The 25322-nt window shown below is 64.1% G+C and carries 21 protein-coding genes; 5 read left to right on the top strand and 16 right to left on the bottom strand.

From position 1 onward, the window contains the following. The first annotated feature begins 18 nt into the window (after positions 1-18). Both L4X63_RS10150 and L4X63_RS10145 read left to right on the top strand, forming a co-directional pair. Positions 19-483, top strand: coding sequence for a GNAT family N-acetyltransferase (locus L4X63_RS10150; protein WP_250678516.1), 465 nt, complete (start codon positions 19-21; stop codon positions 481-483). Beyond that, a complete protein-coding gene (locus L4X63_RS10145; RefSeq protein ID WP_250678515.1) occupies positions 480-1610 on the top strand; it encodes a M20 family metallopeptidase in 1131 nt (376 codons plus the stop codon). Before L4X63_RS10150 ends, L4X63_RS10145 begins: the two co-directional genes overlap by 4 nt. 51 nt (positions 1611-1661) lie before the next feature. Here the strand turns inward: L4X63_RS10145 and L4X63_RS10140 are convergent, their stop codons facing one another. From L4X63_RS10140 to L4X63_RS10130, 3 genes are all read right to left on the bottom strand, one after another. Continuing rightward, positions 1662-2462: a c(7)-type cytochrome triheme domain-containing protein gene (locus L4X63_RS10140; protein ID WP_250678514.1), complete on the bottom strand. Its 801-nt coding sequence runs from the start codon at positions 2460-2462 to the stop codon at positions 1662-1664. Positions 2463-2536: 74 nt separating this feature from the next. Next, positions 2537-2833 carry a hypothetical protein gene (locus tag L4X63_RS10135; RefSeq protein ID WP_250678513.1) on the bottom strand — a complete coding sequence of 99 codons (297 nt, stop codon included), beginning with the start codon at positions 2831-2833 and terminating at the stop codon, positions 2537-2539. A 61-nt stretch (positions 2834-2894) separates the two neighbouring features. Next, positions 2895-3689 (bottom strand): c(7)-type cytochrome triheme domain-containing protein, encoded by a 795-nt coding sequence (locus L4X63_RS10130; RefSeq protein ID WP_250678512.1) that lies wholly within the window; start codon positions 3687-3689, stop codon positions 2895-2897. A gap of 271 nt (positions 3690-3960) precedes the next feature. Between L4X63_RS10130 and L4X63_RS10125 the strand changes: the two genes are divergently transcribed. Further along, the gene (locus tag L4X63_RS10125; protein WP_250678511.1) at positions 3961-5175 is read left to right on the top strand and encodes an exo-beta-N-acetylmuramidase NamZ family protein; all 1215 of its coding nucleotides are present in this window, start codon (positions 3961-3963) and stop codon (positions 5173-5175) included. Between the two features lie 330 nt (positions 5176-5505). Here the strand turns inward: L4X63_RS10125 and L4X63_RS10120 are convergent, their stop codons facing one another. Next, positions 5506-5739 carry a hypothetical protein gene (locus L4X63_RS10120; RefSeq protein WP_250678510.1) on the bottom strand — a complete coding sequence of 78 codons (234 nt, stop codon included), beginning with the start codon at positions 5737-5739 and terminating at the stop codon, positions 5506-5508. Between the two features lie 72 nt (positions 5740-5811). On the opposite strand from L4X63_RS10120, the gene L4X63_RS10115 reads away from it, so the two are divergent. Together L4X63_RS10115 and murB are read left to right on the top strand one after the other, a co-directional pair. Continuing rightward, complete coding sequence (locus tag L4X63_RS10115; protein ID WP_250678509.1) at positions 5812-7503, top strand: methyl-accepting chemotaxis protein; 1692 nt, start codon at positions 5812-5814, stop codon at positions 7501-7503. 156 nt (positions 7504-7659) lie between these two features. Beyond that, on the top strand, positions 7660-8637 hold the full coding sequence (gene murB / locus L4X63_RS10110) for a UDP-N-acetylmuramate dehydrogenase (protein ID WP_250678508.1): 978 nt from the start codon (positions 7660-7662) through the stop codon (positions 8635-8637). On the opposite strand, the gene L4X63_RS10105 is transcribed toward murB, so the two are convergent. From L4X63_RS10105 to L4X63_RS10050, 12 genes are all read right to left on the bottom strand, one after another. Beyond that, positions 8559-11153 carry an ATP-binding protein gene (locus tag L4X63_RS10105; RefSeq protein WP_250678507.1) on the bottom strand — a complete coding sequence of 865 codons (2595 nt, stop codon included), beginning with the start codon at positions 11151-11153 and terminating at the stop codon, positions 8559-8561. The two genes, murB and L4X63_RS10105, sit on opposite strands and share 79 nt — an antisense overlap. Before the next feature lie 12 nt (positions 11154-11165). After that, positions 11166-11801, bottom strand: coding sequence for a TOL_0243 family YfiR-like periplasmic protein (locus tag L4X63_RS10100; protein ID WP_250678506.1), 636 nt, complete (start codon positions 11799-11801; stop codon positions 11166-11168). A 132-nt stretch (positions 11802-11933) separates the two neighbouring features. Continuing rightward, positions 11934-12647 (bottom strand): hypothetical protein, encoded by a 714-nt coding sequence (locus L4X63_RS10095; protein ID WP_250678505.1) that lies wholly within the window; start codon positions 12645-12647, stop codon positions 11934-11936. 187 nt (positions 12648-12834) lie between these two features. After that, the gene (locus tag L4X63_RS10090) at positions 12835-13527 is read right to left on the bottom strand and encodes a lipid-binding SYLF domain-containing protein (RefSeq protein WP_250678504.1); all 693 of its coding nucleotides are present in this window, start codon (positions 13525-13527) and stop codon (positions 12835-12837) included. Between the two features lie 107 nt (positions 13528-13634). Then, complete coding sequence (locus L4X63_RS10085; protein WP_250678503.1) at positions 13635-13895, bottom strand: YMGG-like glycine zipper-containing protein; 261 nt, start codon at positions 13893-13895, stop codon at positions 13635-13637. 31 nt (positions 13896-13926) lie between these two features. Continuing rightward, positions 13927-14382: a hypothetical protein gene (locus L4X63_RS10080; RefSeq protein ID WP_250678502.1), complete on the bottom strand. Its 456-nt coding sequence runs from the start codon at positions 14380-14382 to the stop codon at positions 13927-13929. Positions 14383-14662: 280 nt separating this feature from the next. Continuing rightward, the gene (locus tag L4X63_RS10075) at positions 14663-15379 is read right to left on the bottom strand and encodes a hypothetical protein (protein ID WP_250678501.1); all 717 of its coding nucleotides are present in this window, start codon (positions 15377-15379) and stop codon (positions 14663-14665) included. A gap of 50 nt (positions 15380-15429) precedes the next feature. Beyond that, positions 15430-16851 carry an efflux transporter outer membrane subunit gene (locus tag L4X63_RS10070; protein ID WP_250678500.1) on the bottom strand — a complete coding sequence of 474 codons (1422 nt, stop codon included), beginning with the start codon at positions 16849-16851 and terminating at the stop codon, positions 15430-15432. 16 nt (positions 16852-16867) lie between these two features. Continuing rightward, positions 16868-20002, bottom strand: coding sequence for a multidrug efflux RND transporter permease subunit (locus tag L4X63_RS10065; RefSeq protein ID WP_250678499.1), 3135 nt, complete (start codon positions 20000-20002; stop codon positions 16868-16870). 7 nt (positions 20003-20009) lie between these two features. Continuing rightward, on the bottom strand, positions 20010-20426 hold the full coding sequence (locus L4X63_RS10060; RefSeq protein WP_250678498.1) for an endonuclease domain-containing protein: 417 nt from the start codon (positions 20424-20426) through the stop codon (positions 20010-20012). 89 nt (positions 20427-20515) lie between these two features. Next, positions 20516-23617: an MdtB/MuxB family multidrug efflux RND transporter permease subunit gene (locus L4X63_RS10055; protein ID WP_250678497.1), complete on the bottom strand. Its 3102-nt coding sequence runs from the start codon at positions 23615-23617 to the stop codon at positions 20516-20518. Continuing rightward, positions 23614-24966 (bottom strand): MdtA/MuxA family multidrug efflux RND transporter periplasmic adaptor subunit, encoded by a 1353-nt coding sequence (locus tag L4X63_RS10050; RefSeq protein ID WP_250678496.1) that lies wholly within the window; start codon positions 24964-24966, stop codon positions 23614-23616. The genes L4X63_RS10055 and L4X63_RS10050 overlap by 4 nt, the downstream gene beginning before the upstream one ends. Positions 24967-25322 lie beyond the last annotated feature (356 nt).

The following is a 25322-nucleotide window of genomic DNA, read 5'->3' as shown; positions in this document are numbered from 1 at the left end:
TCCCCCCGCATACGAGAAATGATTATCGACGACCTCCCCGAGGTGTTCCACATCGGCGAGGAGCTTTTCACCGCCGAGTACTCCAAGAACCTGTACCGGACGTGGGACGAGTACGAGATCACCACCCTCTTCAACTCCGACAGCGAACTTTGCCTGGTGGCCGAGCACGAGGAGCGGCTGGTGGGATTCGCGCTCGGGACGACGGTGAAGAAGCAGCATTCCCCCTGGAAGTACGGCTACCTCGTCTGGCTCGCGGTGCGCCCCGACATCCAGAAGATGCAGGTGGGGGCCCGCCTCTTCAAGGAACTGAAACGGCGCTTCAAGGAGCAGGGGGTCCGGATGATCATCATCGACACCTCCGCCGACAACGAGGCGGCGATCGGCTTTTTCGAAAAACACGGTTTCGACAACATCCAGCAGCACGTCTACATGACCTTGAACCTCTCCCGACGGCACAAGAAGAAAACGGGGAAAAAACCATGAGCGGCGACCTGGACAAAATCGTGGCGGCAGTCGATCCCGAAAGGCTCAGGCGGACACTTTTGGAGCTGATCGACATCTACTCCCCTTCCGGCAAGGAGGAGGATATCCAGCTCTACCTGGAAGAGCTGCTGACCCGGGCAGGATTCGCCGTGGAGCGCCAGGAGGTCGAGGAGGAGCGCTACAACCTCAGGGTCACCATGGGGAAGGGAGAGCCGCAGCTGTACCTGGTGGGGCATGTGGACTCGGTCCCGGCCTGGGACCTGGAGGAGGTGGCGGCCCGCGAGGAGGGGGGGATCATTCACGGGCTGGGGAGCGCCGACATGAAGGGGGGGTGCGCGGCCATGATCGAAGCGTGGCTCGCCGTAGCGGAAGTGCTCCCCGAGGCGGAGCGCCCGCCGGTGGGGCTGCTGCTGGTGGTCGGGGAGGAGGAGAACGGCGACGGGAGCATGCGCTTTCTGGACGAGTGCTCGGCCCCCTGGGCGGTGATCGGCGAGCCGACCGGCCTGGCCGCCTGCTTCGCCCACTACGGCTACCTGGAGGCGGGGTTCGTGACCCAGGGGGTGAAGAGCCACTCGTCGCTTCCCGAGTTGGGGCACAACGCGGTGGAATCCATGCTGAGGGTCCTGCTCCACCTGGGGCGCAATCCGCTCTTCCGGCGGGAACAGACCGAGATCGTCTACTCCGTCCGCGAGATGCACTCCTCCCGCAAGGGGTTCGTGGTACCCGACCGCTGCGAGGCGTGGATCGATCTCCACCTTCCCCCCGACCGCGACCCGGAATCCGTGCAGGAGGCGATCCGCCAGATGGCAGCCGAGGCGGAGCGCCATATCCCGGGGCTCGACCTCAGCGTCGATTTCAACTTCGCCTCCCGCGGCTACCGCCTAGGGACCGATAATCCGGTCGCCTCCGCCGTCTCCGGAATCTACCGGCGGCTCGGTCTCCCCCTCAAGTTCGACGCCTTCCGTTCCCACTCCGATGGGAACCTCTTCTTCGCCGCCGGCTGCCGCCCGATCATCCTGGGGCCCGGCGCGCTGGAAATCTGCCACACACCCGGCGAACAGGTCGATTTCGCCGAGGTCCTCGCCGCAGCCCGCATCTATGCCGCGCTCATAAACAACAAGTTCTAGGTTCTACGTCAACAGCACATAGATTCCACTGCAGAGAACATAGAACTTGTTCTAGTGGTTACTCATCTTCTTGTGACAGCGGCGGCAGTCGTTCATCGGAAAGGCCACCTGCATATGGCAGGCGCCGCAGAAGCTTCCATAGATGTTGCTTTCCATGGTGAAGGAGACGGTGGATTTCCGCTTGATGTTGAAGAGGTCGGGGTGGCAGCTCGAGCAGTCGAGCTCTGCGAAGTGATCGGCGTGTGAGAAGAGGACGTCGCTGCGGGGGGAGTTGGTACCGAGCTTGAGCGGCTTGCTGAGCTTTTCGGGGACGTGGAGATCGGGGGGCGTTCCGTCGAAGGAGTTGATCGGGGTGATGGCCCCCTCCCTCAAGGCCGCCGCCCAGTCTATGCCGTTGCCGAAGGAGGCCGGGGGGAGGCCGTTGATGGCGTCAAACTTATCCTTGAGCAGTTCCGGGTTGGGGAGGTGGCAACGGTGGCACTCCTGCTTGGGGCCCGGAGCGACGGAAAAGGCGACCGTCCCGTCATGGCAGGCTCCGCAGAACTCCCCCTTCCAATTGCGGCGCATGGTGATCCCGGTCTCCCACTGCCGCATGCTGATTCCCAGCTCCAGATGGCAGACCCGGCAGGTGTAGTAACGCCGGTGCGCCCAGTGCGGAAAGATGACCGGAGCCTTCCCGGCCTTGCGCGACCGGTGCGGCATGGTGACGTTGCCGTACTCCCAGTACGCGCCGTTGGGAGGGATGGTGGCGAGGACCCGGCCGAACTCTTCGCGGTCCAGCGCATGTACCTCCGGCACGAGGAGCATCAGCAGAAAAAGGAGAGGCAGCGTCCCTCCCGCGATCCTGCTCACGCCCCTCCCCGCTCCTCTATCCATGTCCCACCTTCCGGACTCCAGGCTCGATCCCCGACGCTGCGGGGTGGATGTCACTCTTTGGCCGGCTGCTGGTTCTTCTTGTAGTCGAGGAGATAGGCGAAAAGGTTCCGGCAAAGCTGCAACCTCTTCAGGTAGACCTTGCGGGCCGTTTCCTCTTCGGCCTGAATCGACTTCTCGAGCTCCGTACACTTCTCCAGCAAAGCCGTCAACTCCGGCACCGTCAGGCTCATCCCCACGCTGGTCTTGCTGCAGGTCTCCTCGAAGGCCGGCATCCAGGCGGGCTCCGCCCCGACCTCGGCCGGGCGGCCTACCAGGACGAGCAGCCCCAGCGAGACCGCCGCCACCACGACCGATCCTCTTGCGAGAAGGGTTCCCCTAGACCGCGATCCTCTCGCGAGGAAGCTTCCCCTAGACCGGTTTCGCATGGCAGCGCTTGCACTCTGTCTGCGGGAAGGCGACCTTGTCGTGACAGACGCCGCAGTACTTCCCTTCGAAAAGCTCGATCATGGAATACTTGGTGGCCCCCCGCTTGACGCCGACGAAGATGTCGGGATGGCAGAGCTCACAGCCGTTCCAGACGGTGTGCCGGGCATGGGAGAAGATGATGTCCGGCATGCCGTCGATCTTCGCCTTGAGGGCGAAATCGTCCTGGACCTTCATGGCCGCCGGTTTGAGGGAGACCCCCTCCAGCCGGTCGATCGGCTTGAGCAGCCCGGTCTCCTCGGCCTTGCTCCAATTGATCCCGTTACCGAGGATCTCACGCGGCATGGTGGCGGCGAAGGTCTCGAAGGATTCCTGGAGGGCAGGGTCGCGGTCCACCTGGTGGCATCTGCCGCACCTTTTAAGGTCGTCCTGGGAGTAGCTGGTGGCGCAAGAGGCGAAGATCCTGCTCTTTTTGAAGGTGGTCACCCCGTTATGGCAGGTCCCGCAGAAGTATCCCTTCATGTTGTCGGCGGCGCGGATCTTGGTGGAGTTGGCGGTCATGCCGAAACCGATGTCGACGTGACAGAGGCGGCAGGTGTAATTCTTACGGTGTACCCAGTGGTCGAACCGGACCGGGGCCATCCCCGCCTGCTGGGAGTAGTTGCTGATGGAGACGCTTCCGAAGTCATAGGGAAGGGGCTTTTTCCTCTTAGTCCCCGCTCCCCAGACGATACCGGCACCCGCGAGCAAGAGCACGGCGATCAGGAGCACACGTTTCATACCACCCTCCTTTGCATAGAAAGGCAATGACAGAAGTTCAGCAATCTTACTTGAACAATTATAATTGGACAAGGCTTATCTTGATTTTTTTCAAACAGTGTCACAGATTGCCTCTGACAGTCCCTCCTCCCGTTCCCGATCCAGGACCAGAAACTATCATCCCCTTCAAGTAAATCGTTGCGCATCCGATACGTTAAGCGTAACGTGCTGCTCGATTACAGCTTCGATCAAGGCGGTCCCCGTGTTGCGTCACCTCTCGTTAATCCCTCTGTTGCTCATCCTGCTGCTCATGGCCGCCCCTGGGCTGTCCGCTGCCGAAACGGTCAAGCCCGGCGACCTGCTCCTGTACGAGGAGGGCTTCCAGCCCCTCAAGGGGAAGCGCTTCGCCCTGGTCACCAATCATTCCGCCATCGTGGAGGGGGTACACGTCCTGGAGCTGATGGGACGCAAGGGTGTCATGCCGGCGGTGATCTTCACCCCCGAGCACGGCCTGGAGGGACGGGCCGAGGATGGCGCGCGCCTCGACAACGGCACCTACCACGGCGTCCCGGTCAAAAGCCTCTACGGCGCGAGCAAAAAGCCGAACCCGGAGGACCTCAAGGGGCTCGACCTGGTGGTGTTCGATATCCAGGACGTCGGCGTCCGCTTCTACACCTACATCTCCACCATGGGATACGTGATGCAGGCCGCCGCCGAGGCGGGGGTCCCTTTCATGGTGCTCGACCGCCCCAACCCGCTCGGGGGGAACTACGTGGCCGGCTTCGTCCGCGACAAGCTCCCGGCCACCTTCACCTCGCTCTACCCGATACCCGAGGTCCACGGCCTCACGGTAGGCGAGCTCGCCTTACTCATCAAGGGAGAGGGATTGCTGCCGGGGCTGGCCAACCTCGACCTGTCGGTGGTCCGCATCCAGGGATGGGAGCGGTCGATGCGCTGGCCGGATACCGGGCTTCCCTGGATAGCCACCAGCCCCAACCTGGCGAGCTTCGATTCGGCGCTCCTTTACCCCGGCACCGGACTGCTGGAGGGAACCAGTGCATCGGAGGGGCGTGGCAGCACCGAGCCGTTCAGGCTGGCGGGGTGGCCGGAGATCGACGGCCAGGCCCTGGCAACCAAACTCAACGGCGAGGGGCTCCCGGGGCTCCATTTCGAGCCGGTCCGTTTCAAGCCGGTGAGCATGCCGGGAGTGTCGAGCGCTCCCAAGTACAAGAACCGCGAGATTTCCGGGGTGAGGCTGGTGATTACCGACTACCACAGCGTACTGCCGGTGGAGAGCGGGATCGCGCTGCTGGCGGGGCTCTACGGGGCGGTGAAGGAACCGGCCCGCAAAGTCTTCTTCCATGGGGGGATCGACGACATGTCGGGCTCTACCGAGGTGAGGAGCGGCATCGAGGCCGGCCTGGCGGCCCCCGCCATCGTGGCCAAGTGGGCGGAGGGAGACCAGAAGTTCCTGGAGCTGCGCCGGAAGTACCTGCTCTACCAGTAACGCTCGCGTGAGGGGGCAGGAGATCGGAGGCCCCTTCGAAAGAGGCGCTCAACCATCAGGGGGGGCCGAGCCGAGCCGAAAAAAAACAGGCACCTGCCGTTAAATGAAACGACAGGTGCCTTTTTTCGTCCTGCGGTATCGGCCGCGTCAGGACACGTCTCCGGAAGGTAGGGACAAGGTGCCCGGGAAAACGCAGTTCTCGCGCCCGGCCGCACCGCTCTCTACGGTAGCGGCAATCCGCCTTCTGCGCGATCCGCATCATGTCCAAAAGCTCCGTCAACTTGAGATCCTTATCGCCACCGCTCCTCCGGACTTTAGCGCGGAGCACTTTTATTTCCTCTCCCGCCCGCTGGCACCGGGTGCCACCCCTGCCTTTCCGCCCCGGCCCTTCCCCACGTTCCCCACGTTCCCCACGTTCCCCACCTTCCCCACGTTCCCCACCTTCCCCACCTTCCCCACCTTCCCCACCTTCCCCACCTTCCCCACCTTCCCCACCTTCCCCACCTTCCCTTTCCCGGCCCGGATTCGCCCCTCCCCGGGAAAATCAAGACTGATAGCCGGCAACCGCTAAACTTTCATGAGCGCCGGCCGATACGAAAGATAATGAAGGATAGAATTTTTTCCCGGGAGGCAACGATGCTTCTTTCCCGTTTGAGCTTTCAGACCAAGGTCCTGTTGCTGGTGATCGGCAGCTGCTGTGCGCTGGGTGCCCCGACCGGTGCGGTGGCGCTCAAGAAGTTCCAGCAGACCTACACGCGATCCGCCCAATCCTACAAGAAGGTCCTCTTCCAGGACTCCGACAACCGGATCAAGGCCGAGGTGCAGACCGCGGTGAGCATGCTCCAGGCGATAAGCGACCGCCAGCAGCAGGGGGAGACGACCCTGGAGGAGGCCAAGCGCCAGGGTGCCGACCTCCTGAGAAGGCTCAAGTACGGCGAGGACGGGTATTTCTGGGCCGACACCTCGGACGGCACCAACGTGGTCTACCTCGGGAAGGACGCCGAGGGTAAGAACCGCCTGAACGCCAAGGACTCCGACGGCAAGCTTTTCATCCAGGAGATCATCAACAACGGGAAGAAGCCGGAGGGAGGCTTCACCGAGTACCGCTTCCCCCGCCCCGGCACCTTGACCGCGCTTCCCAAGCGGAGCTATTCCCTTTACTTCGCCCCCTTCGACTGGGTGGTGGGGACCGGCAACTACGTGGACGACCTGCAGGCCATGGTAGGCAAGGGGCTGGAGGCAGACCGCGGCGAGCTCATCAAAGGGATCCTCCTCATCGTCGGCCTTACCGCGGTCATCCTGACGCTGATCTGCGTGGCAGCGGTAAAGGTGGTGCGCCAGCTCATTTCCCACATCGGAACCGAACCGGCCGAGTTGGAGCAGATCGCCGCCGAGGTGGCCGCGGGGAACCTCACCGTGCGGCTTGACGAGGGAAAGACCGGGATCTACGAAGCGATGCGCCGGATGGTGGAGGGACTGCGGGACGTCATGGAGAAGGTCAAGGAGAGCGCGGTGGATGTCTCCGCCTCCGCAGCCGCGCTCCACGACACCGCGGGGAGAACGGCGGAGGGTGCCCAGGACGTCATGCAGCAGACCGAAACGGTCGCCTCCGCCAGCGCCCGGATGTCGGCCACCAGCTCCGATATCGCGCTCAATTGCCACCATGCGGCGGAAAGCTCCCAGCAAGCCAGCAGCTCCGCCCGCAACGGCTCCGAAATCGTGAGGGAGATCGTGCAGGGGATGGACCGCATCGCCCAGAAGGTGAGAAACTCCGCCGGGCTGGTGGGGAGCCTCGGGACCCGCAGCGACCAGATCGGGGAGATCGTCGCCACCATCGAGGACATCGCCGACCAGACCAACCTCCTCGCCCTCAACGCGGCGATCGAGGCGGCCCGCGCGGGCGAGCAGGGGCGCGGATTTGCAGTGGTGGCCGACGAGGTGCGGGCGCTTGCGGAAAGGACCACCAAGGCCACCCGCGAGATCGGGGAGATGATCAAGAGCATTCAGCAGGAAACCAGGCAGGCGGTCCAGGCGATGGAGGAAGGGGTGGTCGAGGTGGAACGGGGAACCGGCGAGTCGGCCCGCTCCGGCAAGGCGCTTGAAGAGATCCTCCAGCAGATCAACGACGTGACCGGCCAGATCAGCCGCATCGCCACCGCCGCCGAAGAGCAGACCATGTCCACCAGGGAGATCGCCGGCAATATCCAGCAGATCTCCGATACCGCCCAGATCAGCGCCAACAGCTCGCGGGAGATCTCTTCCGCCTCCTCGCGCCTCTCCGCCCTCTCCGGCGGGATGCAAGAGGTGGTGCAGCGCTTCAGGCTGTAAATGGCCCTCCGTCCCCGGCCGTCGGCTAGCCTGAATGGGCGGCGGGCCGGGGGAGGGCTCGTCTCCCCATCCCGCAACCTTTCGGACTCCCCCCTTGCAAATCCGGTATCATTGTAGTAACAGCATCGGCAATTCCCGCACTGCAAGGACCACTCAATGATCGACATTCAGGAAAACGTCCCGCTCGCTCCCTACACCACCTTCGAGATCGGCGGCCCGGCGCGCTATTTTGCCACCGCAACCGACGTGGAGGGGCTCCGGGAGGCGCTTCTCTTCGCAAAGCGTGAGAGGGTCCCCTTCGCCATCCTCGGGGGCGGGAGCAACGTTCTCGTGCACGACGACGGCTTTCCGGGGATGGTGGTGAAAATGTCGCTGGCGGGAATGGATTTCCAGGGGGTGCAGGTCGAGGTCGAGGCAGGGGTCGAACTGATGGACCTTGTCCGCGCTTGCACGGCCCACGGCCTCTCCGGGCTGGAGCCTTTGGCCGGTATTCCGGGACAGGTCGGCGGGGCGGTCCGGGGGAACGCCGGGGCATACGGTGCCAACATCGGCGAGCTCTGCCGCCGCGTCAGGGTGCTCAATACCGCTACCCTCGAAACCGAGGAGCGGGAGACGGCGTCCTGCGGGTTCCGCTACCGCAACAGCCGCTTCAAGGAGAGCGGTGGCCTCGTGGTCGTCTCTGCCCTATTGGAACTGACTCCCGGGAAGCCGACCGAGATCGGGGAACGGGTGGAGACCACCCTGGCCAAGCGGGCGGCCCGTAACCTCCAGTGCGAGCGGAGCGTGGGTTCCTTCTTCATGAATCCGGTGGTGAGCGACCCGCTTTTGGTGGAACGTTTCGAGAAGGAGCAGCAGGTGCGCTGCCGGGACGGGAGGGTGCCGGCCGGCTGGCTGATCGACCGGGCGGGACTGAGGAGCACCGCGGTGGGAGGCGCCGCAGTCAGCCACCAGCATGCCAATTACCTGATCAATACCGGCGGGGCCACCGCGGCGGAAGTGGTGCAACTGGCCCGTCTGGTCAAAGAGCGAGTGCTCTCCGCCACCGGCGTCGAGCTTCAGGAGGAAGTGAGCCGCCTCGGCTTCTCCTCCACGGACGACAGCCGCCGGGTGCCCGATCCGCCGCCGCTCCCGTAACGGCGGGCGATTTCCGGGGCCCGGTCGCAGAAGGCGCGGAAGGCGTCCCACAGATCCGCGAAGAGAACGGCAAAGTTGCTAACGTCACCCGCATTGGCCTCCGCCTCCAGCCTGGTTGCCAACTCCCGCATCCTTTCGGCCCCCATGCTCGCCGCCGCCCCCTTCAGGCTGTGGGCCGGCCGGCGGACCTCCTCACATTCCCGGCGCCTCACGGTAGGTGCCATCTCCTCAAGAACGCCTCCGGCACTCTCGATGAATTTCTCGACAAACATCTCCAGGTAGCTTGCGTCCCCCACCCGCTCGAGGAACCCTGCCACGTCGAAAATATCGCGATCCGCCTCACCGTCATCGTGGCCGGTACCAACTACTCCGCTGTCAACGCCAGTCCCACTCGTTTCAACGCCAGTCCCACTTGTTTCAACGCCGGTCCGCAACCCGGCGCCATGGCCCGCAACGCTCCCCTTCGGCGCCTCCACCGGCATCTCCAGATCCGGAAGCCAGCGCAGCAGGGCCCCGCGCAGCTGGCCGATAGTGAAGGGCTTGGACAGGTAATCGTCCATGCCGGCCTCGAGACAGCGCTCACGGTCGCCGGCGATGGCATTGGCAGTGAGAGCCACGATGGGCAGCCGTCCCGCTCCCCGCTCACGTTCCCGCTCCCGGAGGACACCGCATGCGGTGAAGCCGTCCATGACCGGCATCTGGCAGTCCATGAAGATCAGGTCGATTCCGCCGTGGGCTGCCGCCTCGACCGCCTCGGCACCGTTGGATGCGATTTCCACCCGGCAGCCGAGCATCCTGAGGAGATGGCGCGCCACCTCCTGGTTGACCGTGTTGTCCTCGGCCACCAGGATGGAGGCGGTAAAGAACGAACCGGCGCCCGGCTCGGGGGCGAGGGAAGAGGAGACGGCAGCGTTGGCGGCATCCGCCGTCGATTTGGCGAACCCGGCGGCGAACCGGAAGGTCGAGCCTTTTCCCGGCTCGCTCTCGACCTGCAGATCGCCCCCCATAAGGGCGACCAGCTGCTTCGCGATGGCAAGGCCAAGCCCGGTCCCGCCGAAATTGCGGGTGGTGGAGTTGTCCGCCTGGGAGAAGGAGTCGAAAATCCGCTGCTGCGCCTCCGGGGTGATCCCGATGCCGGTGTCGCGCACCTCGAAGATCACCTGCACCCGTTCCCCCTGCTCCTCGGCGAGTTCGATCCTCAGTTGGACCTCCCCCTCCGAGGTGAACTTGATGGCGTTGGCCAGCAGGTTGACCAGCACTTGGCGCAGGCGGACCGGGTCACCCTCCAGGTACAGCGGGATTGCCGGGCCGCAGACGAGGGATATCTCGAGCCCCTTCCTCATGGCCAGCGGGGCCAGCATCTCTCTCACCTCGCAAACCAGCTCACCGAGCCGGAAGCTGGTCACCTCGAGCTCCAACCGCCCCGCCTCTATCTTCGAGAAATCGAGGATGTTGTTGATGATGGAGAGAAGCGATTCCCCGGAGCCCTGCACCGCTTCCGCGAAATTACGCTGCTCGGCGGTAAGTCCCGACTCGAGGAGCAGCGACACCATCCCGAGCACGCCGTTCATCGGGGTGCGGATCTCGTGGCTCATGTTGGCCAGGAACTGGGACTTGGCCACGCTGGCCGCCTCCGCCGCCTCCTTGGCTTCCCTGAGTTCCTCGACCGCGTGGCTGAGAACCTGGTTGGCGTCGCTCAATTCGGCGGTCCGGCGCCTGACCACCCCCTCCAGCTCGCCGCTGTAGGTCTCGAGCCGCTGGTCGCGCTGCTGGATCTGGTCCAGCATGTCGTTGAAGCACTCCACCAGCGCCCCAAGCTCGTCATCGCTCCCCTTCTCGGCGCGCATCGCGTAGTCCTTCTCGCGGGATACCTTCTTCATGACCTCCACCAGGTGGTCGATCGGCTCGGAGATCACCCGCTGCAGCCGGGAGGCGAGAAGGTACACCAGCAGGAATCCCCCCAAGGTGACCGCAGCCACCAGCGACAGGAAGACCTCCAGGCGGGCGGTGAGCTCGCGGCTGTCCGACTGGATCACCACCCGCCCGACCTGCTGGCCGTCCAGCACGATCGGTGAGTCGACGAAGAGGTGGCGTTGCAGCAGCAGCGGATTGGCGGTCCGGGCCACCTCCCTCTGCAGGCGCTGGCTGTCCACCCTGGCACCGGCCGCCCCTTGCACGATGAAGGGGACCTGGGAAAGCGTCACCCCGTGCCCCAGGTAACTCGCCAGCACCATGCCGCCGGCATCGACCACGAAGGCCGCCATCACCGCAGGCTTGGCGCGCAGCCCGGCCAGCATCCCGGTGGCGGCGGTGCCGTCATTGAAGGCCACCGCGGCGGAGCTGTTGTTGCCCAGGATCTCGGCGAGCGCCGTCAACTCTCCCCGCATCCCGGTCCGGAAGGTGGCCGCCTCGTTGACCACGAAGGCGGCCACGACCAGCGCCAACACGATGGCGTTGGTGAGGAGCAGGATCGCTATCAGCTTACGGCGTATGGTGAGATCGCGGAATCTGGTCATCGTCTGGGCCACCTATTCCAGCACGCTGTGGGCCAGCCGCAAAAGCTGCGAGCTGATCTTCAGCCGTGCGCGGTTGGCTGCCGCGAGATTGACGTCGAAAGCGATCCGGTTGTTGACGGTGACCAGGTTGATCATACCCCCCGCTTCGCAGAACCCTTGCTGGTCAGCGACGGTGAGGAGGTGCAGGGTATTCGCCTGCTTGAGGAGATGGGAGAGGCGCCCCTTTTCGGAGGCACTGACGAAGAGGAGGTCGCACGATCTCGCCTCCTCCACGCTCCGCACGCGGAGCACCACCACCCGCCTCCCCTTGGCGAGCTTTCCTTTCAGGGAATCCAGGGCATCCTCGAAGGGGTCCCTTCCGAGGATCCCGATGCAGATGGTGGTGGGGGAGGTGACTGCCTCGGCGGGGCGATCGACGAATTTAAGGAAGTTGTAGAGGAAGGCCGCCTTGAGCTGGTATTCGCCGGCCCCTGACCGGGCCGCGGAGGGCGAGGCCAGCCAGATGGAAGATCCCAGCAGGCAGACCAGAAGCAGGAGGCGCCACGGCCTCCCCCCTTCCCTGGACGGGCGACGGCGCGCAGCAGAACGTGAGCAGTCATCGGGAGCTGCCAGGGGTCGATGGGGGTGCAGAGGGCTACGGAGGATCATGTACCTTCCTTCAAGGATGACCGTTTGCGGCCCCCGGAGGGAGCGGACACGGCCTCATTAGCTTGTCGGCAGGCGGAGGGATTACTTAAGACTTTAGAGGAAGCAGGAAATCGGGAAACGTGGCGGAGGGAACTACTTGGCTGGCCTGGTGAAAACCTGCCTGATGGCGGCCAGCTCGACGAGAATCTGGCGGGAAACCTTCGCGTACTCCTCGGGAACCTTGGCAACCTCCAGGCGCCCCATCAACTCGGAGAAACGCTTGAGCTCGCGGCTGGCATTGTGGTCCAGCAGCTTGGGCATCAGGGTCTGCCAGGCAAGGTGCATCCGGATGACGATGTTGGAGAGCTTCTCGGAACGCCTTAGCTCGGACCAGATCTCCAGCTCCCGGGCGTTGTAGTCGAGGACCAGCACCTCCGTCGGGGTCGGCGGCTTGTAGGGTACCTGGACGGTGGCGGCGATCAGGGTGAGGCGGTTGGCGTAACGCATGGTGTCGAGGCGGTCTTTGGCGTTCACCGCCAGTTCGAGATCCGCCATGGTCCGGTTGAGCCGGGGAAGGAGGAGGGTGCCGGAGTCGTCGGTCACGGACGGGAAGGAGGAGGTGCTCTTTTTGAGCGCCTCAAACTTCTTGGGGACCCTCTCCATCTTCCCGTTCAGGGCAAGCTGGAAGATCTCGTCGGCCCCCTCGGCGAGCAAGTCGAACTCGGCGACTATCGGGTTCAGGCGCAGGGATGCGTTGACAGGGCGTCCGGCCCCCCCCTGGCGCACGGCGTCCTTGCCGCCGGTCTGGGCAGTGGCGAAAGTCGCCGCCGAAACGAAGATCACGGCTGCCGCCGAAAGAGAGATCAACGGATTAAGGTGCCGTCTAGGCGGGATGGATGATTGGGTTGATTGCGTCATTGCAGAACCGATCCCTGAGAGATGCCAACTCCTCTAGCACATGCAGGCATTGCCAGGCAAGGGATATTTTGGAAAAGAAACATGCCCAGGCCGTAACCTGGGCACGTGTCGGAACAGGCCCGATGTCAGGCCAGCCTTATCTCATCTCGGAGTAGCGGTAGAGAAGATCCTGCAGCCGCCGGGTCTCGGGGCGTTTCTTACCTCCCATACCGTCGAGGATATCGCGGGAGCTCACCAGCTTCCCGTAATACTTCTCGTTGGCATCCTGGCTCACCAGCAAGGCGGCACCTTCCAGCGAAACCCCGCCGAAGAAACCGCGGCTACGCGAGTAGGAGAGGATCTCCGATTTCAGCATCACGTCGGTGGCCGCCTCGGCGGAACGCCCCACCGGTCCCGCCGCGATCGAGGCGTCGGCACCCAAGGTGAACTTACCCTTGAGAAGCCCTTCCACCCCTTTCATCGATTTGAATACCAGCACCAAGTCGGTAGCCTTGCCGCCGATCTGCCAGCCGAAGCTCGCGCCGGAAATGCTCACGAACAGCGGGTCGCTCCATTTCCCATTCTCCTGGCGTACCAGCGCCACGCCGGTGCCATGACGCCCACCGACGATGAAGGCCCCCTTGATGGTGTCGGGAATGATCACCACCGCCTTGGCGTCCCTCAACAGTGCCGGGGGGATCCCTTTTTCCGGTATGCGCATGATCTCCTGCAGGACTTCAGCCGAGTCCCGTACATCTTTGACCTCGTTTCTGGTAAAGGCTGCGGTGGCGTACACAGAGGTGAACAGCAGAGTAGCCACGGCCAGACAGAGGACTCTCGCAATCTTCATGATCAAACCTCCTTTTAGCTTTGCTCCGCCACGCTACGTGTTCAACTGCTTCCGTTTCCCTCCTCTTCATACATTGTCCCCTTCATAATACCCTCTCTACCATGAATCTAGTACCCCTTCCGATGGTGGCGTTCGTACCCGCGCCCCCGGCCGGGGTCGCCGAGTATGTACCCGGTAAGGGCTCCGGCGGCACCACCCAGGACCGCCCCAACCGCGGGGCTTCCCCCGGAGATGCCGCCCAGCAGCGCGCCGCCGCCCGCACCGATGGCTCCACCACTGAGGACCCCCTGCTGGCGGGGGCTCATCCCGACACAGCCGGAGAGCGTGACTCCCAGCAACATGACGATGACGATAGCGATCGACCTCATGGACATCCTCCTTGACCGGTCGCACCGGTTCCTAATGCTCGTTGTCCTGCAGCGGACGCCCCGCGATACCGGTGGTGAGCTTCGGTTTCACGATCTGCCGCCAGATCACCCTCATGACCGGCAGGTCGGCGTCTTCCGGGTTGTACCGGTAGAAGTCGTCGATCTGCTGGACGATGGCCACCATCGGGATCCCCTTGAGCCCCTCGGACAGCTTCTCGGTGAAGTCTTCCCTTTTGAGCTCGGGATGGCGCTCCACCACGTGCTGTTCCACCGTCACCACGTGACCGATTCCCCAGACAAAGGCGAGCTTGCTCTCCTGGGAAAAGGTCTGCCACTGATCGCCGGTCAAAACCGGCATCTCCTTCATCTCCTGGGCCTTCTCCAGGGGAACCGACTCGGCCGGCTGGTCGTCCGCCAGCGCGACGGCCGGAAGGAGGAGCGACACAACCGACAGGCATCCAAACGCCATCAGCTTGAGCTTGGTCATACGGCCCACCTCCATTTATTAAGATCGACTAATATTAGATAACACAGGGACCGGGGAAGTCAAACGAGGCAATGAGGCTGGCAAGGGGGAGCATTGGAGGAGAGGGGCAGGGTAGGCACGGGCAGGCAGGGATAAAACCTCCCTCACCCGGCCTTAGGCCACCCTCTCCCCTGAAGGGGCGAGGGTACCGTGGGCGGCCAGATTGTTAGCAGCGAACGGGAGGATTCCGGTTTAATGGGCCGGGGAGGATCCCGGTTTAATGGCCGGGCGGTTCCGGGGGTTATTGGGCCGGGAGGGTGACTGGGAAGAGAAGGCCGTCGATGGTGAGGGTGGTTGTGCTGCTGGCATCCTTGCGGACCAGGATGACCTGGTTGTTGAGGTTGGTCACCACAAGCGATCCCCCCTGCCCGACGAGCTGGATAGGATTGAGGTTGGCATCGGCAATGGCGAAGGTGGCGGTTTTGTTCGAGTCGTCAATGGAAATGGTGTGACCGGTGGCGGTGTCGATGCTCGAAACGGTTGTGCGGGTCTGAAACTGCGTGCCGACGGCGAGCCGGGTGGTGAAAGCGGAAAGGGCAACCAGCTGGACCCTGCTGGTGAAGGTGGCGGAGACGTTCCCGATGGTCAGCGTGGACTGGGCATATCCTCCGGCGATGCTGGCCGCGGTGTGGGCGACCTGAACGGTATCCCCGTTGCTGACCGTGCCGGCCGTACTGGTGGGGGTGCCGCCGTTGACGATGTACATGCTGTCGGGGGCCGGCCCGCTGATCGAGACGGGGCTCGAGGTCGCCGTAAGACCCGAGACCGTGATGGCATCGGAAACGGCGGTGGTACCCGGGGCGATGTTGTCCTTTTCCGCGAAGGAGAAGTTATCCGGCGTCGTGGGCTGGCGGTGGTAGGCAGGGAACCAGTCGGCACCGCAGCCGGGAAGCATCGCCAGGAGGGCAAGCACGAGTATGCTCAGGACCAGATTATGTCGGAGGGCGCGGCGTGGCATGACGACGGATACTACCCCATTATGTGGATGATGACAAGTAACTCTTAATCTCACAGCGAGGAGACGTCCCAGCCCCCTCCCAGCGCCTTGATCAGGAGGACGGTGGCGTTCAGGCGGCGGGCCTGGATCTCCGCCGCGGTCCGCTGGTTGGTGAGCGCCGTGGTCTGGGCCGCCACGACGTTCAGGTAGCTCACGATCCCGGCCTGGTACTGGTTGTTAACTACGGCCAGTGTCTCCAGCGAGGCCTTCACCGCCTCGTCCTGGGCCTGGGCCTCAGCAGCCAGGATCCTCAGGGCGGCCAGGTTGTCCTCCACCTCCTGGAAACCGGTCAGCACCGTCTGGCGGTAGTTGGCCACCATGGCGTCGTAGGCTGCCCGGGCGGCTTCGGTCTGGGCCTTTCTGAGCCCACCGTCGAAGAGGGTCTCGGTGAGTGCTCCCCCCACCGCCCAGAAACGGCTCGGCCAGTTGAACCAGCTGGCCAGCGACAGGGCCTCGAAGCCTGCCGAGGCGGAGAAGCGGAGGTCAGGATAATAGGCGGCCTGGGCCATACCGATCTGGGCATTGGCGGAGGCCATCCTCCGCTCGGCACCGGCGATGTCCGGCCTCCTTTCCAAAAGCCGGGAGGGAAGCCCCAGCGGGATGTCCGGGAACAGGCTCACCATCGGGGCCACCGGGAGCGAGAAGACGGAGGCGGGTTTGCCGATTAAGAGGGCGATGGCATGCTCGAGTTGCGCCCGCTGCACCGCCAGGTCGATGGCCGCAGCCTGGGTGGTCTTCAGCTGGGTTTCCGCCTGCAACACGTCGGATTTCGCCGCCACTCCGCTCGCGTAACGGTTCTTGGTCAGCTGGAGGGCCCGCTGGTAGCTCGCCACCGTGTCATCGAGCAACTGCTTCTGGACATCCTGGCTGCGGAGGAGGAAGTAGTCCTCAGCCAACAGCGCCTGGGCACTCAGGCGGGCGGCGGCCAGGTCGGCCGCGGTGGCCTGGGCGTTGGCACTGCTCGCTTCGACCGTGCGGCGGATCCGCCCCCAGACGTCGGCCTCCCAGGCCAGATCGGCGGGAAGCGAGTAGTCGGTGACGACCTTGCTCGTTCCGGTGGTGCTGCTCTTGGAGCCCGTGGTGATCGACGGTCCGGCGGTGACGGTCGGGAAGTAGCCGGCCTTCGCCTCCCGGACCAGCGCCCTGGCCTGGCGCACCTGGGCCTCGGCCGCCTTGAGGTTCTGGTTGGAGACCGAGACCTGCTCCTCGAGGGCGGCCAGCGCCGGGTCGTTGAAGGCCTCCCACCACTTCTGGGGGATGGCGTCGTCTTTGGGGGTGGCGACCTTCCATCCGGCCGCTTCCTTGAAGGCGGTGGGCATCGGCTCGTTCGGCAACGGCTCCGGCTTTACGTAATTGGGGCCGACCGTGCAGGCGGAAAGAAAGGAGGCCAGAGCCACTGCTGTTACCAGGTACCTGGTGCTGTATGTCGTCATGATAGCGATCCTCATGTTATTCCCCGTCCGGCGTGACCTGCGCCCGGCTCTCTTCGTACTGTTTTCTCAAGGCGCTTTTCCCCCGCTTGCGGTCGATCCAGATCCTCAGCCGGTCCATGTAGAGGTAGACCACCGGCGTCGTGTAGAGGGTGAGCGCCTGGCTGAAGATGAGCCCCCCGACGATGGAGATACCGAGCGGGCGCCTCAACTCTCCCCCCCCCCCCATCCCGAGCGCCAGCGGGACGGCGCCGAAGAGCGCCGCCATGGTGGTCATCATGATCGGCCGGAAGCGGAGCATGCACGCCTCGTAGATGGCCTCCTCCGGACCTTTTCCCCCGGTCCGCTCCGCCGTGATAGCGAAGTCGACCATCATGATCCCGTTCTTCTTCACGATGCCGATCAAGAGGATCACGCCGATCATCGCGATCAGGCTCAGGTCGGTGTTGAAGAGCATCAGTGCGAGCGCCGCGCCCACCCCGGCCGAGGGGAGCGTGGAGAGGATGGTGAAGGGATGCATGTAGCTCTCGTAGAGGATCCCGAGCACGATGTAGACCGTCATCAGAGCGGCCAGAATCAACAGCGGCTCGTTGGCAAGCGAGGCCTGGAACGCCTGGGCGGTCCCCGAAAAACTCCCTCGCACCCCGGCCGGGATGCCGGCCTCGCGCTGAGCCTGGTCGATAGCCTTGACCGCATCTCCCAGCGCGACCCCGGGGGCGAGGTTGAAGGAGAGGGTGATGGAGGGGAACTGCCCCTGGTGGTTGACCGCCAGGGCCGAGGCCGACGGCTCGAAATGGGTGAAGGAGGCAAGCGGGACCAGGGTGCCGTTGGCAGACGGAACCCAGATGTCGCGCAGGGTCTCCGGGCGCTGCCAGAACGCCGGATCCACCTCCATCACCACGTGGTACTGGTTCAAGAGGGTGTAGCTGATCGCAACCTGCCGCTGCCCGAAGGCGTCGTAGAGGGTGCTGTCGATGACCTGGGGGGTGATCCCGAGCCGGGCCGCGCTGGGGCGGTCGATCACCAGGGTCGCCTCCCGCCCGCGGTCCTGCAGGTCGCTGGAGACGTCGGCGAGCTGGGGAACGGTCCTGAATTTCCTCACCAGCTTCTGGGCCGCCGTGTTGAGGTCGGCCGGGTTGTTCCCCTGCAGCGTGTACTGGTAGAGGGCGTTGCTGATCCTTCCCCCCACCCTCAGGTCCTGCACCGGTTGCAGAAAGGCGGGGGCGCCGGGAATCGAGGCAAGCTTGGGACGGAGCCGCTTGATCACCTGCTGGGCGGTCGATTTGCGCTTATCGAACGGCTTGAGCGAGATGAACATGCGCGCCGTGTTGGTGGTGGCCCCCCCTCCCCCGCCGGTAAAGCCGACCACGTGATCGACGTCGGGGTCGGTCTTGACGATGGCTACCACCTGCTTGAGCTTTTCGCTCATGGCCTGGAAGGAGATGTCCTGGGCAGCCTGGATGCTGCCGGCGAGGCGCCCGGTGTCCTGTTCGGGGAAGAACCCCTTGGGGACCAGGTAGAAAAGGAACCCGTTGACCACCAGGGTGGTGAGCATCACCGCCAGCGTGATGCGATGGTGCTTCAGGGCCCAACGCAGAGTCCGCCGGTAGGTGCCGTGCATCCATTCGAACATCGCTTCGCTGCTGCGGAAAACGATGCCGTGCTGGCGGGGGACCTCGGGCTTGAGGAACCTCGCGCACATCATCGGCGTCAAGGTCAGGGAGACCAGCAGGGAGACCATGATGGCCGCCGAGAGGGTGACCGCGAACTCCCGGAAGAGGCGGCCAACCATCCCTCCCATGAGGAGGATGGGGATGAAGACCGCGACCAGCGAGACGCTCATGGAGAGGACGGTGAAGGCGATCTCCCGGCTGCCGGTCAAGGCCGCCTGCATGGGGCTTTGCCCCATTTCCCGGTAGCGGGTGACGTTCTCAAGGACCACGATCGCGTCGTCGACCACGAAGCCGGTGGCGATGGTGAGCGCCATCAGCGACAGGTTGTCCAGCGAGTAGCCGCAGAGGTACATGATGAGGAAGGTGCCGATGATGGAGACCGCCACCGCCACCGCCGGGATCACCGTGGCACGCACGTTCCTGAGGAACCAGAAGACCACCGCGATGACCAGGATGCCGGAGACGATCAGCGAGACGCCGACGTCGTGGAGCGAGCCGCGGATGGGCGGCGTGCGGTCGACCACCACGGAGAGGTCGATGGCGCCGGGGAGCGAGGCTTTCAGCTGGGGGATGAGGGCGCGGACGTTGTCCACCGTCTCGATAATGTTGGCCCCCGGCTGGCGGAAGAGAATCACCATGACGCACGGCTTTCCGTTCACGAGGCCGGTGGTCCGGATGTCCTCGATGGAATCCTGGACGTTGGCCACGTCGGCCAGCCGGACGGCGGCGCCGTTACGGTAGCTGACCACCAGCGGGAGGTAATCCTGGGAGGTCCTCAGCTGATCGTTGGCCCCCACCTCCCAGGTGCGGTCCTTGGAGGAGAGAGAGCCCTTCGGCTTGTTGACGTTGGTGGCGGAGATCGCGCCGCGGACGTTCTCGAGGCTGATGCCGTAGCGGTTTAACTGCAGCGGGTTCAACTCCACCCGGACCGCCGGGAGCGAGCTTCCGCCGACGAATACCTGCCCCACCCCTTTAACCTGGGAGAGCTTCTGCTGCAGGATGCTCGAGGCGGCGTCGTAGAGCTTGGGCTTGGGGATGGTGTCCGAGGTGAGCGCCATGATCAGGATCGGCGCATCCGAGGGGTTCACCTTCCGGTAGGTCGGGTTGTTGGGGAGGTTGGCCGGGAGGAAGCCGCGGGCGGCGTTGATGGCCCCCTGCACGTCGCGGGCGGCGCCGTTGATGTCGCGGTTGAGGTCGAACTGCAGCGTGATGCTGGTGGAGCCGCGGTTACTGGTGGAGGTCATCTCGGTGACCCCGGCGATGCGGCCGAACTGGCGCTCCAGTGGGGCCGCCACCGAGGTCGCCATGGTCTCCGGGTCGGCCCCCGGCAGTCCGGCCTGGACCGAGATGGTGGGGAAATCCACCTGGGGAAGCGGCGAGACCGGCAACAGGTGGAAGGAGATGATCCCCGCCATCACCAGTCCCAACGTGAGGAGGATGGTGGCCACCGGCCGCGATATGAAGGTGGATGAAATGTTCATAGTTCCATTACGATGAAATCGGCCCAGGGTTCCCCCCTTTGCGAAGGGGGGACAGGGGGGATTTCAGCCTCTCCAGGCAGACAAGGAAAATCTCCTCTAGAACCGCAGCAGTGTCGGTGAGCACCTGCCTGTTGTCAAACCGAAGCACCAGAAGCCCCTGTTTATGAAGATAATCGTCCCTTTCCTGGTCTGATACAGTGTGCCCATTATCCAGATGCTGACTTCCGTCCACCTCGACTACCAAGAGGATCTCGTGAGCATAGAAGTCAACAATGTAAGGCCCGACCGGCTTTTGACGACAGAATTGGATGTTCAGAATCTGCTTCCCTCGCAAAGCCAACCACAGCCTTTGCTCAGCCTCAGTCATCGTTTTTCTGAGCTTGCGGGCGGGTGCTTTGAGAGTGTCGCGGTAGAGACGGACCATCAAAAATCCCCCCTGTCCCCCCTTCGCAAAGGGGGGGACCATTGGCAGACATCCAGGAGCTGACCGCATTATCTATGAATCCTTATCCCTTACCCTTCCGTCGTCGCGGAGGCTTCGGCGGGGGGCTCTTTCCGCACCCTCCTCGAGAGGCGGTCGAAGGCCAGGTAGATGACGGGGGTGGTGTAGAGGGTCAGCACTTGGCTGATCAACAGGCCACCGATGATGGAGATACCGAGCGGGCGGCGGAGCTCGCTCCCCACCCCGTGGCCTAACGCCAGCGGGAGCGCGCCCAGAAGCGCTGCGGCGGTGGTCATCATGATCGGACGGAACCTGAGCAGACAGGCCTGGTAGATCGCCTCCTCGGGGGGCTTTCCTTCCACCCGCTCGGCCTCGATGGCGAAGTCGACCATCATGATGCCGTTCTTCTTGACGATGCCGATCAAGAGGATGATCCCGATGACCGCGATGACGCTGAGATCGATCCCGCAGACCATGAGGGAGAAGACCGCACCGGCGCCGGCCGACGGCAAGGTGGAGAGGATGGTGACCGGGTGGATGAAACTCTCGTACAGAACCCCGAGCACGATGTAGACGGTGATGAGCGCTGCCAGGATCAGGATCGGCTCGTTGGTGAGCGAGTCCTTGAACGCCTGGGCGGTCCCCTGGAAGCTTCCGCGGATGCTGACCGGAAGCCCCATCTTCCTGGTGGCATCCTCGATGGCCGCCACCGCGCCACCCAGCGACACACCAGGGGCCAGGTTGAAGGAGGTGGTGACGGCGGGAAACTGCCCCTGCCGGTTCACTACCAGCGGCGTGGTGGCCTCGCGCGGGCGGGCGAGCCCCGAGATCGGGATGCTCCCGCCGCTCCCCTTGAGGTAGATGGAGGAGAGCCCGGCGGGCCCTTCCTGGAACTGGTTCTGGACCGAGAGGATCACTCGGTACTGGTTCAGGTCCGTGAAGATGGTGGAGATCTGCCGCTGTCCGAAGGAATCGTAGAGGGTGTCGTCGATCACCTGCGGGGTGATCCCGAGCCGGGAGGCGGTGGCCCGGTCGATATCGAGGGACATCAACAGACCCAGGTCCTGCTGGTCGGAGCTCACGTCCCTAAGCTCTGGGCGCTGGGAGAGCGCCTCCACGACCTTGGGCGCCAGCCGCTTGAGCTCCTCGGTGTTGGGGTCCTCGAGGGTGTACTGGTACTGGGTACGGCTCACCCGGGCATCGACGGTCAAGTCCTGCACCGGCTGCATGAAGAGCTGGATTCCCGGGACCTCGGCAAGCTTCGGCTGGAGCCTCCGGATTACCTCGCTGGCGGAAAGGTCGCGCTCGGCGAGTGGCTTCAGGTTGATGAGGATGCGGCCGGAGTTGAGGGTGGTGTTGGTCCCGTCGACCCCGATGAAGGAGGAGAGGCTCTCCACCGCCGGGTCCTGGAGGATCGCGTGGGCGAGCGCCCGCTGACGCTCGGCCATGGCGCTGAAGGATATGGACTGCGCGGCCTCGGAGATCCCCTGGATGGCGCCGGTATCCTGCACCGGGAAGAATCCTTTGGGGATGTAGATGTAGAGAAGGACGGTAACCACCAGGGTGGCAATGGCCACCAGGAGCGTGGTCCCCTGGTGTCTCAAAACGAACTGGAGCGATTTCCCGTACTGCTCGATGATGCGGTCGAGGATACGGCCGGTGGTATGGTAGAAACGCCCCTGCTTCTCCTCCGGGACGTGCTTCAAGAGGCGCGCGCACATCATCGGCGTGAGGGTCAGGGAGACCACCGCCGAGATGAGGATGGTGACGCCCAAGGTAATGGCGAACTCCCTGAAGAGCCGCCCCACCACGTCCCCCATGAAAAGAAGCGGAATGAGAACGGCGATCAGCGAGATGGTGAGCGACAGGATGGTGAAGCCGATCTGCTTCGCCCCCTTGAGGGCTGCCTGGAGCGGCTTCTCCCCCTCCTCCACGAAGCGGGAGATGTTCTCGATCATTACGATGGCGTCGTCCACCACGAAGCCGGTGGAAATGGTGAGCGCCATGAGCGAAAGGTTGTTGAGCGAGAACCCGAGGAGGTACATGACGCCGAAGGTTCCCACCAGCGAGAGCGGCACGGCGACGCTCGGGATGAAGGTGGCCGGTACCGACCGGAGGAAGAGGAAGATCACCATGACGACCAGCACCACGGCCAGGAAGAGCTCGAACTGGACGTCCTTCACTGATTCCCGGATGGTCGTGGTGCGGTCGGTGAGGACCTGGACCTTGATGGAGGCCGGCAGCGAGCTCTGCAGCTGGGGGAGGAGCCGCTTGATGCGGTCCACTACCTCGATGACGTTGGCGCCCGGCTGGCGCTGGATGTTGACGATGACCGCCGGGGTCTCGTTCATCCAGGCGGCCTGGTTGACGTTTTCGGTGTCGTCGACGACCTGGGCGACGTCGGTGAGCTTGACGGGGGCGCCGTTACGGTAGGCGACGATCAGCGGCTGGAAGTCCTTGCTGGAGTAGAGCTGGTCGTTGGCGCCGATGATGTAGGCCTGGCGGGGGCCGTCGAAGCCACCCTTGGCCTGGTTGACGTTGGCGGTGGTGATGGTGCTTCGCAGGTCCTCCATGGTGAGACCATAAGAGGCGAGCGCGGTCGGGTTGGCGTGTACCCGCACCGCCGGGCGCTGACCGCCGGAGATGCTGACCAGGCCGACGCCGGGGAGCTGGGAGATCTTCTGGGCGAAGCGGGTATCGGCCATGTCCTCGACCTGCGGCAAGGGAAGCGTGTCCGAGGAGAGCGCGAGGGTGAGGATCGGGGTGTCCGCCGGGTTGACCTTGCTGTAGACCGGCGGGTTGGGGAGATCCTTCGGGAGGTAGGTGAAGCCCGCGTTGATGGCGGCCTGCACCTCCTGCTCCGCCACGTCCAAGGAGAGGTCGAGGCTGAACTGCATGGTGATGACCGAGCTCCCGTTGGAGCTGGTGGAGGTCATCTGGGTGAGCCCCGGCATCTGCCCGAATTGCCGCTCGAGCGGAGCGGTTACCGAGGTGGCCATGACGTCGGGGCTGGCACCGGGATAGAAGGTGCGGACCTGGATGATCGGGTAGTCGACCTGGGGGAGCGCCGAGACCGGCAATAGCCGATAGGCGGTGCCCCCCGCCAGCAGGATGGCGATCATCAAAAGCGTGGTCGCCACCGGCCGCAGAATAAAGGGACGGGAGATGTTCATCGCGACTGTCCGTAAGGTGCCCTTGCGCCGCCCTGACCAGTCTGACCAGTCTGACTGCCGTGACCGGCTTGCCCGGCTTGACCGCCCTGACCGCCTGTGCCCTGGCCGCCCGTGCCCTGGCCGCCGCGCTGCCCGCGGCCACCGCCACCGGCGCCCGGCTGCCTCAGATCGACCTTGGCCCCTTCCCTCAGCCGCTCGGCCCCTTCCACCACCACCAGCTCACCCTCGTTGAGCCCCGCGGTGATCGAGGTGTCGTCCCCCTGGGTGGCGCCGATGGTTACCGGCCGCACCGTGACGGTCTTGTCGGGCTTCACCTGGTACACGAAGGTCCCTTGCGGCCCGCGCTGGATGGCGGAGGTCGGCACCAGCACCGACTGCCGCTTGATCTCCAAAAGGAGCTTGGCGTTGACGAACTGGTTCGGGAAGAGCTCGTTGCGCTCGTTCGGGAAGACCGCCTTGAACTTAACGGTACCGGTGGTGGGATCGATCAGGTTGTCAACGGTGAGAAGCGATCCGGTCGCAAGCTTTAGCTTCATCTCCCGGTCGTACGCCTCCACCGGCAGCTTGGCCCCGGTTTTCAGCTTGGCGAGCACCGGCTGCAGGCTGTCCTCGGGAATCGGAAAGACGACCGTTGCCGGCTGCACCTGGGTGATGACGACGACACCGTTCACGTCGGCGGCATGGACGATGTTGCCGATATCCACCTGCTTCAGGCCGACGCGCCCCGAGACGGGGGCGGTGATGCGGCAATAGACGAGCTGCAGGCGGGCGGCGTCGATCTGCCCCTGGTCGACCTTGAGGGCCGCCTCGTACTGGCGGACCAGCGATTCCTGAGTATCGAGCTGCTGCTTGGGGATGGAGTCCTGGGCCCAGAGCTGACGGTAACGCTGGAGATCGACCTGGGCATTCTTGAGCAGGGCGGTATCGCGCGCCATAACCCCTTCGGCCTGGGCGAGCTGCACCTGGAAGGGACGCGGATCGATGACGGCCAGCAGCTCGCCCCGCTTCACCATCTGCCCCTCGCGGAAACGGATCTCCATCAACTGGCCGTCGACCCTCGACTTCACCGTCACCGTATTGAGGGGGGTCACGGACCCCAGCCCGTTCAGATAGATCCCCACGTCCCCTTTGCGGGCCGGTTGCGCCAAGACCGGGGCGGGAGGAGCCTTCGGCTTGGCACCCTTCTTCGCGCCGGGCTCGCCGGCTCTCCCGGAAAGGATATAGATTCCCGCGGCCAGCAGCCCCACCGCGAGCACCACGTACCACCAGTTGCGCCGCGAGCGCACGGGAGCCGGTTGATCCGGGGCGGAAGGACTGCCGGGGGTAGGATTTTCAGCTGGAATCGTCATGATACTTTCTCTCTTTCTGGAGGCCGCAGAACTGCGGGCACATGGAGCGGATAATCATCGGAAGCTACCAGAAGGCCCTGCGGTATGTCAATTTTCATTATCGCAAACAATTTAAAAATTTATTTTCCAAGGGTGGTGTTTACCACCGGCCAGTGGCAAGCCGGCGCCCGCTCCCTCGGGAGGAGACGCAACTTCCTGGAACGACTCGACAGTAGCAGTGAAATTGGGAACAAATGTGGAAGAAATGAGGAACGAAGCCCTCGCCCTCTAACGCAGACAGCCTCCCCCTCCCGCGGAAAAACGACCCGTGGGAGGGGAAGGCAGGGCGATTGCGAGGCTTCGAAGGTGAGGCGAGA

The sequence above is a fragment of the Geomonas sp. Red32 genome, assembly GCF_023652955.1.
Lineage (GTDB): Bacteria > Desulfobacterota > Desulfuromonadia > Geobacterales > Geobacteraceae > Geomonas.
Note: the sequence above shows the minus strand (reverse complement) of the source record. Positions and strands in the feature narration are given on the sequence as shown.

Excerpts from the sequence above, each read along its gene's own strand:
- L4X63_RS10105 (WP_250678507.1), bottom strand. The coding sequence starts at position 11,153 with ATGACCAGATTCCGCGATCTCACCATACGCCGTAAGCTGATAGCGATC.
- L4X63_RS10145 (WP_250678515.1), top strand. The coding sequence starts at position 480 with ATGAGCGGCGACCTGGACAAAATCGTGGCGGCAGTCGATCCCGAAAGG.
- murB (WP_250678508.1), top strand. The coding sequence starts at position 7,660 with ATGATCGACATTCAGGAAAACGTCCCGCTCGCTCCCTACACCACCTTC.
- L4X63_RS10130 (WP_250678512.1), bottom strand. The coding sequence starts at position 3,689 with ATGAAACGTGTGCTCCTGATCGCCGTGCTCTTGCTCGCGGGTGCCGGT.
- L4X63_RS10090 (WP_250678504.1), bottom strand. The coding sequence starts at position 13,527 with ATGAAGATTGCGAGAGTCCTCTGTCTGGCCGTGGCTACTCTGCTGTTC.
- L4X63_RS10085 (WP_250678503.1), bottom strand. The coding sequence starts at position 13,895 with ATGAGGTCGATCGCTATCGTCATCGTCATGTTGCTGGGAGTCACGCTC.
- L4X63_RS10080 (WP_250678502.1), bottom strand. The coding sequence starts at position 14,382 with ATGACCAAGCTCAAGCTGATGGCGTTTGGATGCCTGTCGGTTGTGTCG.
- L4X63_RS10065 (WP_250678499.1), bottom strand. The coding sequence starts at position 20,002 with ATGAACATTTCATCCACCTTCATATCGCGGCCGGTGGCCACCATCCTC.
- L4X63_RS10060 (WP_250678498.1), bottom strand. The coding sequence starts at position 20,426 with ATGGTCCGTCTCTACCGCGACACTCTCAAAGCACCCGCCCGCAAGCTC.
- L4X63_RS10075 (WP_250678501.1), bottom strand. The coding sequence starts at position 15,379 with ATGCCACGCCGCGCCCTCCGACATAATCTGGTCCTGAGCATACTCGTG.
- L4X63_RS10050 (WP_250678496.1), bottom strand. The coding sequence starts at position 24,966 with ATGACGATTCCAGCTGAAAATCCTACCCCCGGCAGTCCTTCCGCCCCG.
- L4X63_RS10070 (WP_250678500.1), bottom strand. The coding sequence starts at position 16,851 with ATGACGACATACAGCACCAGGTACCTGGTAACAGCAGTGGCTCTGGCC.
- L4X63_RS10100 (WP_250678506.1), bottom strand. The coding sequence starts at position 11,801 with ATGATCCTCCGTAGCCCTCTGCACCCCCATCGACCCCTGGCAGCTCCC.
- L4X63_RS10115 (WP_250678509.1), top strand. The coding sequence starts at position 5,812 with ATGCTTCTTTCCCGTTTGAGCTTTCAGACCAAGGTCCTGTTGCTGGTG.
- L4X63_RS10150 (WP_250678516.1), top strand. The coding sequence starts at position 19 with ATGATTATCGACGACCTCCCCGAGGTGTTCCACATCGGCGAGGAGCTT.
- L4X63_RS10055 (WP_250678497.1), bottom strand. The coding sequence starts at position 23,617 with ATGAACATCTCCCGTCCCTTTATTCTGCGGCCGGTGGCGACCACGCTT.